At 69.3% G+C, this 9,134-nt stretch carries 10 protein-coding genes and 1 pseudogene; all 11 read left to right on the top strand.

Going from position 1 to position 9,134, the window contains the following annotated elements:
• Positions 1-1,360: pseudogene (locus B1A78_RS18525) on the top strand (type II secretion system protein GspD); the annotation flags it as partial.
• Positions 1,357-2,850: a GspE/PulE family protein gene (locus B1A78_RS18520; protein ID WP_077148381.1), complete on the top strand. Its 1,494-nt coding sequence runs from the start codon at positions 1,357-1,359 to the stop codon at positions 2,848-2,850. The pseudogene B1A78_RS18525 and the gene B1A78_RS18520, both read left to right, overlap by 4 nt.
• Complete coding sequence (gene gspF / locus B1A78_RS18515; RefSeq protein WP_077148380.1) at positions 2,843-4,060, top strand: type II secretion system inner membrane protein GspF; 1,218 nt, start codon at positions 2,843-2,845, stop codon at positions 4,058-4,060. The genes B1A78_RS18520 and gspF overlap by 8 nt, the downstream gene beginning before the upstream one ends.
• A gap of 32 nt (positions 4,061-4,092) precedes the next feature.
• A complete protein-coding gene (gspG, locus tag B1A78_RS18510; RefSeq protein WP_077148382.1) occupies positions 4,093-4,557 on the top strand; it encodes a type II secretion system major pseudopilin GspG in 465 nt (154 codons plus the stop codon).
• On the top strand, positions 4,544-5,011 hold the full coding sequence (locus B1A78_RS18505) for a GspH/FimT family pseudopilin (protein ID WP_256839297.1): 468 nt from the start codon (positions 4,544-4,546) through the stop codon (positions 5,009-5,011). Before gspG ends, B1A78_RS18505 begins: the two co-directional genes overlap by 14 nt.
• Positions 5,001-5,360, top strand: coding sequence for a type II secretion system minor pseudopilin GspI (gene gspI, locus B1A78_RS18500; RefSeq protein ID WP_077148378.1), 360 nt, complete (start codon positions 5,001-5,003; stop codon positions 5,358-5,360). The genes B1A78_RS18505 and gspI overlap by 11 nt, the downstream gene beginning before the upstream one ends.
• Complete coding sequence (locus B1A78_RS18495) at positions 5,357-5,968, top strand: GspJ family type II secretion system protein (RefSeq protein ID WP_077148377.1); 612 nt, start codon at positions 5,357-5,359, stop codon at positions 5,966-5,968. The genes gspI and B1A78_RS18495 overlap by 4 nt, the downstream gene beginning before the upstream one ends.
• Positions 5,965-6,972: a type II secretion system minor pseudopilin GspK gene (gene gspK, locus B1A78_RS18490; protein WP_077148376.1), complete on the top strand. Its 1,008-nt coding sequence runs from the start codon at positions 5,965-5,967 to the stop codon at positions 6,970-6,972. The genes B1A78_RS18495 and gspK overlap by 4 nt, the downstream gene beginning before the upstream one ends.
• Position 6,973: 1 nt before the next feature.
• On the top strand, positions 6,974-8,113 hold the full coding sequence (gene gspL, locus B1A78_RS18485; RefSeq protein WP_077148375.1) for a type II secretion system protein GspL: 1,140 nt from the start codon (positions 6,974-6,976) through the stop codon (positions 8,111-8,113).
• The gene (gene gspM / locus B1A78_RS18480) at positions 8,110-8,595 is read left to right on the top strand and encodes a type II secretion system protein GspM (protein WP_077148374.1); all 486 of its coding nucleotides are present in this window, start codon (positions 8,110-8,112) and stop codon (positions 8,593-8,595) included. Before gspL ends, gspM begins: the two co-directional genes overlap by 4 nt.
• 26 nt (positions 8,596-8,621) lie before the next feature.
• Positions 8,622-9,134 (top strand): type II secretion system protein N (gene gspN, locus B1A78_RS18475; protein ID WP_256839290.1); only part of this gene is annotated, 513 nt, incomplete at its 3' end.

Here is a 9,134-nt window from a genome sequence, read left to right as displayed (position 1 = left end):
TCCGGCGCAGAAAGCGGGTTTGCCCGCCGCGACCTCTTCCTCTTCGTCGTCGTCCGGCGGTACGTCCACCCCGACCGCCGCCCCCGCCGCGACCACTCCGACTTCGGTCAGCGGGTCGGGCGGCAGCATCGCGACGCGCGGTCCGGCGATCGTCACCCGCTACGAGGGAGCCAATGCGATCATCGTCGCCGCGAACAGCGACGTGCAGCGCATGCTCGGCGAACTGATCCGCCAGCTCGACAGCCGGCGGGAGCAGGTGCTCGTAGAGGCGATCGTGGTCGAGATCGGGGACAGCGCCGCGAAGCAACTCGGCGTCCAATTCCTGCTCGGCGGCAAGAATATCCCCTTCGCCGCGACGAGTTACAGCAATGCCTCGCCCAATATCCTGACGCTCGGCGGCGCTTATGCCGCGAACCAGCTGTCACAGGATACGACGACGGTGAACGGCACGACTACGGTGACCACGACCGGCAGTTCGTTCGGCAACAGCCTGCAGGAGGCCGCGGCGGCGCAACTGCTGTCGGCGACCGGCGGCTTTGCGGGATTTGCCGGCGACATCGGCAAGAACACCATCTTTGGGGCGATCATCAATGCGGTGAAGTCCGACACCACGTCGAACCTGCTCGCAACCCCGCATATCGTAACCCTCGACAATCAGGCCGCGAAATTCCTGGTCGGGCAGGAAGTGCCGATCACGACGGGCGAAGCGCTCTCGGACAATTTCGACAACGCCTTCCGCACCGTCCAGCGCGAAGAGGTCGGGATCAAGCTCGAGGTTACGCCACAGGTGAACGGCGCGGGCGAGGTCAAATTGTTCCTGCGCCAGGAAGTGTCGAGCGTCGCCGGTCCGGTGTCGTCGCGCAACAGCGACCTCATCCTCAACAAGCGGTCGTTCGAAACCGTGCTGACCGTCGATGATGGCGAAATCCTCGCCATCGGCGGCCTGCTCAACGACGACGAACGCAAGACGATCGAGCGCATTCCGCTGCTCAGCGACATTCCGCTGGTCGGCGAATTGTTCAAGTCGCGCAGCCGCAGCCGCGCGAAGACCAATTTGATGGTCTTCATCCGCCCGACGATCCTGCGCAATCGCGAGGACAATGCCGCCCTGACCGCGCGCCGCTACGGTTATATCCGCGACACCCAGCTGCGCCGCAATCCCGACGAGGAACCCGCGATCGACACGCTGGTGCGCGACTATATGGGGACGACCCCGCCGTCGCCGCCGACCGCCGCCGACATCACCGTCGGGCCGGTCGACCTGCCGGCGCTGCGCGGTCCCGACGGCAGCGTGATCAGCACCGACGTGCCGCCCTCGATCTCGAACGCCCCCGCCCCGCCGCCCGGAGACTATCCGTGACCGATCCCGAACCGATCGCCGCTCCCCCGGCGCCGGTCGATATCCCCTATGCCTTTGCCCGTACCCATGGCGTCGTCATCGCGCCGGGCGAGGGCGGCGTCTGGCTTGCGACCTTGCGCGAAGGCGCCGACCCCGCAGTGCTCATCGAGGTGAAGCGCTATCTCGCCGCGCCGCTGAAGGTCGCGACCGCGAGCAGTGCCGATTTCGACCGGCTGCTGTCCGACCATTATGCCGTCGACGCCTCGGCGGCGGCGATGGCGGGGTCGCTCGACGGCAGCGATCTCGATCTCGGCATTCCGAGCGCAGAGGATCTGCTCGACAGCGCCGACGATGCCCCCGCGATCCGGCTGATCAACGCGATCATCGCCGAAGCGGTGCGCCAGGGCGTCAGCGACATCCATATCGAACCCTATGAAAGCGGGCTCGTCGTCCGCATGCGCGCCGACGGTGTATTGCGTGAGCATCTGCGCATGCCGCCGCATGTCGCGCCCGTCGTGGTCAGCCGCATCAAGGTGATGGCGCGGCTCGACATCGCCGAGCGCCGCATCCCTCAGGACGGCCGTATCGGGCTGACCCTCGCGGGCAAGGCGGTCGATGTGCGCGTCTCGACCTTGCCGAGCCGTGCGGGCGAACGCGTCGTAATGCGTATCCTCGACAAGGATGCGGCGGGGATCGATTTCGACGTGCTCGGGCTGTCGGGTGCCGCCGACCAGATCTTGCGCGAGGCGCTCGCCGAACCCAATGGCATCATCCTCGTCACCGGCCCGACCGGATCGGGCAAGACGACGACGCTTTATGCGGCGCTCAAGCAATTGAACGATGGCCAGCGCAACATCCTGACCGTCGAGGACCCGGTCGAATATGCCGTCGATGGCGTCGGCCAGACGCAGGTGAATGCCAAGGTCGGGCTCGATTTTGCCGCGGGCCTGCGCGCGATCCTGCGCCAGGACCCCGATGTCGTGATGGTCGGCGAAATCCGCGACCGCGAAACCGCCGACATCGCGGTGCAGGCGTCGCTGACGGGGCACCTCGTGCTCTCGACCGTCCACACCAATGATGCGGTTGGCGCGATCACGCGCCTGAAGGACCTGAAGGTCGAGCCCTTTCTGCTCGCCTCGACGCTGCGCGCGGTGCTCGCCCAGCGGCTCGTCCGCAAGCTGTGCGACCATTGCCGCGAACCGGTGCAGGCCGACAACAGCATCGCCGCGATGCTCGGGCTCGATATCGGCACCGTCATCTGGCGGCCGAAGGGCTGCGATCATTGCGGCGGCACCGGTTTCAAGGGCCGCATCGGGGTGTTCGAGGCGATCAAGGTCGATGAGACCGTTCGCCGCTATATCTACGCCGGCGGCGACGAGGCGATGATCGCGAAGCACGCCTTCCTCAAATCGCCGACGCTCGCCTCGGCGGCGCGGTCGATGGTCGCGAAGGGACTGACCACCGCCGAGGAAGCGATCCGCATCGCGCGGCGCGAGGACGTCGATGCCTGATTATCGCTATGTGGCGATCGATCCGCGGGGCCGCGAGCGCAAGGGACGGCTGACCGCCGCCAACGACGATGCCGCGCGCGCCGACCTTGTCGCCCGCAAATTCCATATCGTTGCGGTCGAGGCGGCGGGATCGAAAGCCGCAGCGGGGCGGTCGCTGTTCGCGTTTCGCCGCACCCGATTGTCGTCGAAGGAACTCGCGCTCTTCACGCGGCAGCTCGCGACGCTGGCCGAGGTCGCGCCGCTCGAGGAGGCGCTACGCACGCTGACGCGGCAGAGCGAGGCCGAGAGTGCGCGTGTCGTCATCGGCGATGTCCATGCCGGGCTGCTCGAAGGACGCCGTCTCGCCGATGCGATGGGGCGCCAGCCGACCAGCTTCCCGCCGCTTTATCGCGCGATGGTCGCGGCGGGCGAAACGACGGGCAGCCTGACCACCATCCTCGCGCGGCTCGCCGACCTGCTCGAACGCCAGGCCGAAGTGCGCGGCAAGCTGATCGCCGCGCTCGCCTATCCGATCGTGCTCGCGGTCGTCGCGATCGGCGTCGTCGCGGCGCTGATGATCTTCGTCGTGCCGCGCGTGGTCGAACAGTTCACCGACACCGGCCAGCAACTGCCCTTCCTGACCCGCGCGGTGATTGCGATCTCCGGCTTCGCCGCCAATTGGTGGTGGCTGATCGCGCTGCTGCTCGCGGCGGGCGTCTTCGGTTGGGTCGCCGCGATGCGGCGCCCGGCGTTCAAGGCCGCGGTCGATGCGCGGCTGCTTCGCCTGCCGCTGCTCGGGCGGCTGCTCCGCGACCTTTATGCGGCCCGCTTTGCGCGCACGCTGGCGACGATGGTGTCGAGCCGGCTGCCTTTGGTCGAGGGCCTCAAGCTCACCGTGCCGACGATCCGCAACGCGGCGCTCGCCGGCGCGACGGCGACGATCGTCGACCAGGTTCGCGCGGGCGGCGGGCTCTCGGCCGCGCTGCGCGATGCCGGGGTGTTCCCGCCGCTGCTCGTCTACATGGCCGCTAGCGGCGAAAGCGCGGGGCGGCTCGAGGTGATGCTCGAGCGCGCTGCCGACTATCTCGAGCGCGAATTCGATCGCTTCACGGCCGCCTCGATGGCCTTACTCGAACCTGTCATAATTGTCGTTATGGGGTCGTGCGTCGCCCTCATCATCCTCGCCATCCTGCTGCCGATCCTCCAGCTGCAGAACCTTGCCGGACTATGAAAATGTCGTTGATGCAGTTATTCTTTCGCCTGATGCTCGATCCCGCCCGTCCGTTGCCCCGAAACGTCCGCAAGAAGGACGAGCGCGGCTTCACGCTCACCGAATTGATGGTTGTCATCTTCATCATCGGGCTGCTTGCGACGGTAGTCATGATCAACGTCCTGCCCAGCCAGGACCGGGCGATGGTGACCAAGGCCAAGGCCGATATCGCGACGCTCGAAACCGCGCTCGAACAATATCGCCTCGACAACCTGTCCTATCCCGCGTCGGGGGATGGGCTGGGTGCGCTGAAGGTCGCGCCGCCCGCGCTGGCGCAGCCCGAACGCTATCGCCGCGGCGGCTATATCAAGCAATTGCCGCAGGACCCGTGGGGGCGTCCCTATAATTACCAGGCCCCCGGCGCCAATGGCGCGGCCTTCGATATCTGGTCGTTTGGCGCCGACGGCGCGCCCGGCGGCACCGACGACAATGCGGATATCCACGGTGGAGAAGGCTAGGGCGCGCGCGTCCCGGGCGAATGGCTTCACCCTCGTCGAGCTGATGGTCGTGCTCGCGATCATGGCGCTTGCCGCGACCGCGGTCGTGCTCACCATCCCCGGCGAGGAACGCACGGTGCGCAGCGAAGCCGATCGCCTCGCCGCCCGGCTTGCCGCCGCGCGCGACGTCGCGGTGATCGAGGGGCGCAGCGTGTCGGTGAATTTCGCACCCTCGGGCTATGGTTTCGAACGGCGGATCGCGGGCGAGTGGCAGCCGCTGCCCGGCCGCTCGTTCGAACAGCGCAACTGGCCGTCGGACGTGCGGTTCGTCGCGGGCAACGGGCAGGGCGCGGCGCGCCTGTTGTTCGACCGTGTCGGCACCAGCCCGACCCCGCAGGCGATCGTGCTGAGCGGCGGCGACGCGCGCGAGGTCGTGCGCATCTCGGCGACCGGGGAGGTCAGCCGTGGCGAATGAGCGCGGTTTCACTTTGCTCGAAATGCTGGTCGCGCTCAGCATCATCAGCATCGCGGCGCTGACTTTGGTGCGCCTCGATGCCTTTGCGGTGCGCACAGCCGGGGACCTCGACGACGCGACGCTTGCCGGCATCGTCGCGCAGAATCGCGCGGTCGAGCTGTGGACCGATCCAACGCCGCCGACGATCGGCAACAGCGCCGTCGGCGTGTCGAACGCCGGGCGCAACTGGCGCGTCGAACAGCGCGTCGCGAAGACCGCCGACGACAGCCTGCTGCGCATCGACCTGCTCGTCCGCCCCGAAAACGGGACCGGGCAGGCGGCGCTGACGATCATCCGGCCCAGCCGATGAGGGACGAACGCGGTTTCACCCTCGTCGAGATGCTCGTCGCATTGTCGTTGTTCGCGGCGATCGCGGCGATCGGCGTCGGCCTGTTGCGCAGCAGCGTCGACACGCAGGACGCCGTGCAGGACCGGCTGAAGGCGATGGGCGGCATCAACCGGCTGCGTGCCGTCATGGCCAACGACCTCGCGCAGGCCTTGCCGCGGTCGACACGCGGACCTTCGGGTGAGGCGATCCCCGCCTTCGTCGGGTCCGAAACCGGCTTTGCGCTCGTCCATGGCGGGGCGGCGTCGCTCGATGGCGGCGCGCGGCCGAATATCGAACGTGTCGCCTATGCGCTGACCGGCGGCGAATGGCGCCGCGCGGTGCAGCCGATGCTCGACGGCACGCCCTTAAACGATGGCGACCGGCTGGTCGGTGAGGTGAGCGGCGCGGCGGTGCGCTATCGCGACGATCAGGGGCAATGGGGCGCGACCTGGACGTCCGAACCCGGCGATCGCCTGCCGCGCGCGGTCGAGGTGCGGCTGACGCGGCAGGGGCGTGCGCCGCTGGTGATGCTGTTCCTGACCGCGCCGGCGCCGGTTCCGCCGCCTGTGCCGGTGGTCCCGGCGCCATGAGCCGGGAGCGTCCCGACGAACGCGGCGCAGCGCTGCTCAGCGTGCTGCTGCTCGTCGCCGTCATGGCGGTGATCGCCGCGACGGCGCTCGACCGGCTGACGCTCGCGATGCGCATCGCGGGCAGCGCCGCGACGGTCGACCAGGGGCGCGCGTACAGCTTCGCCGCCGAGCAGATCGTGCTGCGCCGCGTCGCCGACCTCGTCGGGCGCGACACCGCGAAGCTGACGCTCGCCGGGGGTTGGCTCGGCCGCGATTTCACGCTGCCGCTGCCAAACGGGCAGGGAACCGCGCGGCTGACCGATGCGAGCAATTGTTTCAACCTCAACAGCCTCGTCGCCGAGACGATCCCCGGGCGCTTTACCCAGCGCCCCGGCGGCACCGGCCAGTTCGCCGAACTGATGACCTTGCTCGGGGTCAACGCCGACGAGGCGCGCATGGTCGCGGGGGCCACCGCCGACTGGATCGACAGCGACAGCATCGACGGCCCGCTCGGCGCCGAGGACGGCGTCTATCGCTCGCTGCCCGGCAGCTATCTTCCCGCCAATCGCAAGATGGCCGACATCAGCGAACTGCGCGCGGTGCGCGGGGTGACGCCAAAGCTCTACGCGCGGCTGAAACCTTGGATATGCGCGCTGCCGGCGACCGACCCGGTGAAGCTCAACGTCAATACGCTGGCGCCCGAACAGGCGCCGCTCGTCGCGATGCTGCTGCCCGGGCAACTGACCATCGCCGATGCACGCGCGGCGCTGGCGGCGCGGCCTGCCGGCGGCTATGGCAGCAGCGTGCGATTCTGGGAATCCGGACCGCTCGCCAAGCTCGATCCGCCGACCGACGTCGCCGAGCAGGCGGGGGTGACGAGCCGCTGGCTGATGTTGAAGACCGACGTGACGATGGGGGATGGTTTCTTGACTTCGATATCGCTGATCGACGCAAATGGCGGCGCGCCGGCGGCGGGCACGATGCCGCCGGTGATCGTCCGGCGCGATTGGGGCGAAACCGACTGACATGGCACGCACTCTGCTTCTCTGGCTGCCCCCGGCGGCGGCGCTTGGCGAACGGGCCGACGCCGCATGGCTGCGCGTCGACGACGGCGTGATCGTCGATTCGGGGCAAGACGAGGGCTGGGTCGACGCGTGGGAAAAGCCGCGGGACGACGGCGCCGACGACCGCTTGATCGCGCTCGCCCCCGCCGCCGACGTGCCGCTGCGCTGGCGCCATTATCCCGACGCCGCGCCGGCGCAGGCCGCCGCGATCGCGCGCATCGATACGCTGCGCGACAGCCTGGGCGATGCCTCGCTGCTGCATATCGTCGCAGGCCAGCCCGTCGATGCGGGGCAGGCGGTGCCGGTCGCGGTGACCACCCATGCCGCGATGACGGCCTGGACCGACTGGCTGAAAGCGCAGGGTCTCGCTCCCGCCGCGATCATCCCCGCCGCCGCGACGGTGCCGCCGCCCGATGCCGACAGCCTATGGACGGTCGAACTCGGGCGCGAACAGATTTTGCGCAGCGACGACCGCAGCTTCGTGTCCGATCCCGAGCTCGATCCGCTGATCGCCGCCGGCCGCCCGATCGCGCCGCTCGATGCCGACCGGATGCGCGAGGCGTTGCTGCTCTCGCTCGCCGCGCCGCCGCTCGACCTGCTCAGCGGCGCGTGGCAGCCGAAGCGCAGCTGGGCGATCGACCCGGCGATGGTGAGGTGGATGAAGCGGCTTGCGGCCGCGCTGCTCGTCGTCACCTTGCTGATCCCGATCCTCTATGCGATCCGCGTCAACGCCGACATCGCCCGCGCCGACGAGGCTGCGGTCGCCGCCGCCAAAAAGGCGGGCGTGACCGCGGGCGATGCCGCGACCGCCGAGGCCGAACTCGACCGGCGGCTTGCCGCCGCCGGCGGCGGACCGCTTGCTTTCTCGGTCCCCGCGTCGGCGCTCTATGATGCGATGCGCGACACGCCCGGCGTGGCGCTCAAGACGCTGTCGCACCGCACCGACGGCACGCTCTCGACGACGCTGGCGGCGCCGCGCACCGAGGATCTGAACGCGGTGCTGCTCGCGCTCCAGGCGCGCGGCTACAAGGTCACCGCGCAACCGATGGCGGGCACCGACGGCAACCAGATGGCGAATATCACCGTGAGGGCCGTGCCATGACCGATCGGATCGCCAGCTGGTGGCACGGCCTGTCGCGCCGCGAGCGCTGGATGGTCGGCGTCGCGGGCGTGCTCGCGCTCGCGGTCCTCGTCTGGCTGCTTGCGCGCCCGGCCTATGCCGCCTTCACCAATCTCGAGGCGGATCATCGCGCCGCGATCGAGCGTGAAGGCCGCGTCGCTGCAAAGGTGAAGCTGCTCGCGCAGCGCCCCGCATCGCCCGCCGCCGCGACGGCGACCGATGGTGTCGCGATCGACCAATATCTCACCCAGTCGGCGGGCGAGATCGGGCTGACCCTCGACCGCAACGAGGCGCGCGGCCAAGGTCAGGCGACGATCGCCATCGCGACCGCCAAGGCGCCGGTGCTTGCCGACTGGCTCGCCAGCCTCGAAGGGCAGGGTTTCGTCGTCGACCAACTGACGATCACTCCGGCGGCCGACGGCACCGTCGGCATGACCGCCGAACTGCGGCGCGGGGCCAGGTGATGCGGCGCCGGGTCATTTTTGCAGGCGTGCTGATCGCGCTCATCCTGATCGTCGCGACCTTCCCAATGCGTCTCGCGCTCGCGATGGCGGGGGCCGAACGATCGGGACTGACCGCGCGCGAGGTCAATGGCTCGGTCTGGGCCGGCGAATTGATCGAGGCGCGGCTCGGCGCGCTGCCGCTCGGCAATGTGAAGGCCAGCCTGTCGCCGCTCGTGCTGCTCGGCGGCGACGTCGAACTGGCGTTCAACCGCCCCGATCCGCGGCTCGGCGAACTTGCGGGGCGCCTGCACGGCAGCAATCCGCGCGGCGTGTCCGATCTCAGCGGGACGACCTCGCTGTCGGGCGGCCTCGGGCTCGTCCCCGTCGACAGTCTGCGTTTCGAGGGTGCGGCGGTGCGGTTCGACGAACGCGGGCGCTGCGTTTCGGCGAGCGGGCGGATTCAGCTCAGCGTCGGCACCTCGATCGCCGGGCTCGACCTGACGCGCGGGCTTGCGGGCCCGCTGCGCTGCGTCGAGGGCCGCGCGCAGGCTGCGCTGACC

The sequence above is a fragment of the Sphingopyxis sp. KK2 genome, assembly GCF_001990265.1.
Taxonomy (GTDB): domain Bacteria; phylum Pseudomonadota; class Alphaproteobacteria; order Sphingomonadales; family Sphingomonadaceae; genus Sphingopyxis.
Note: the sequence above shows the minus strand (reverse complement) of the source record. Positions and strands in the feature narration are given on the sequence as shown.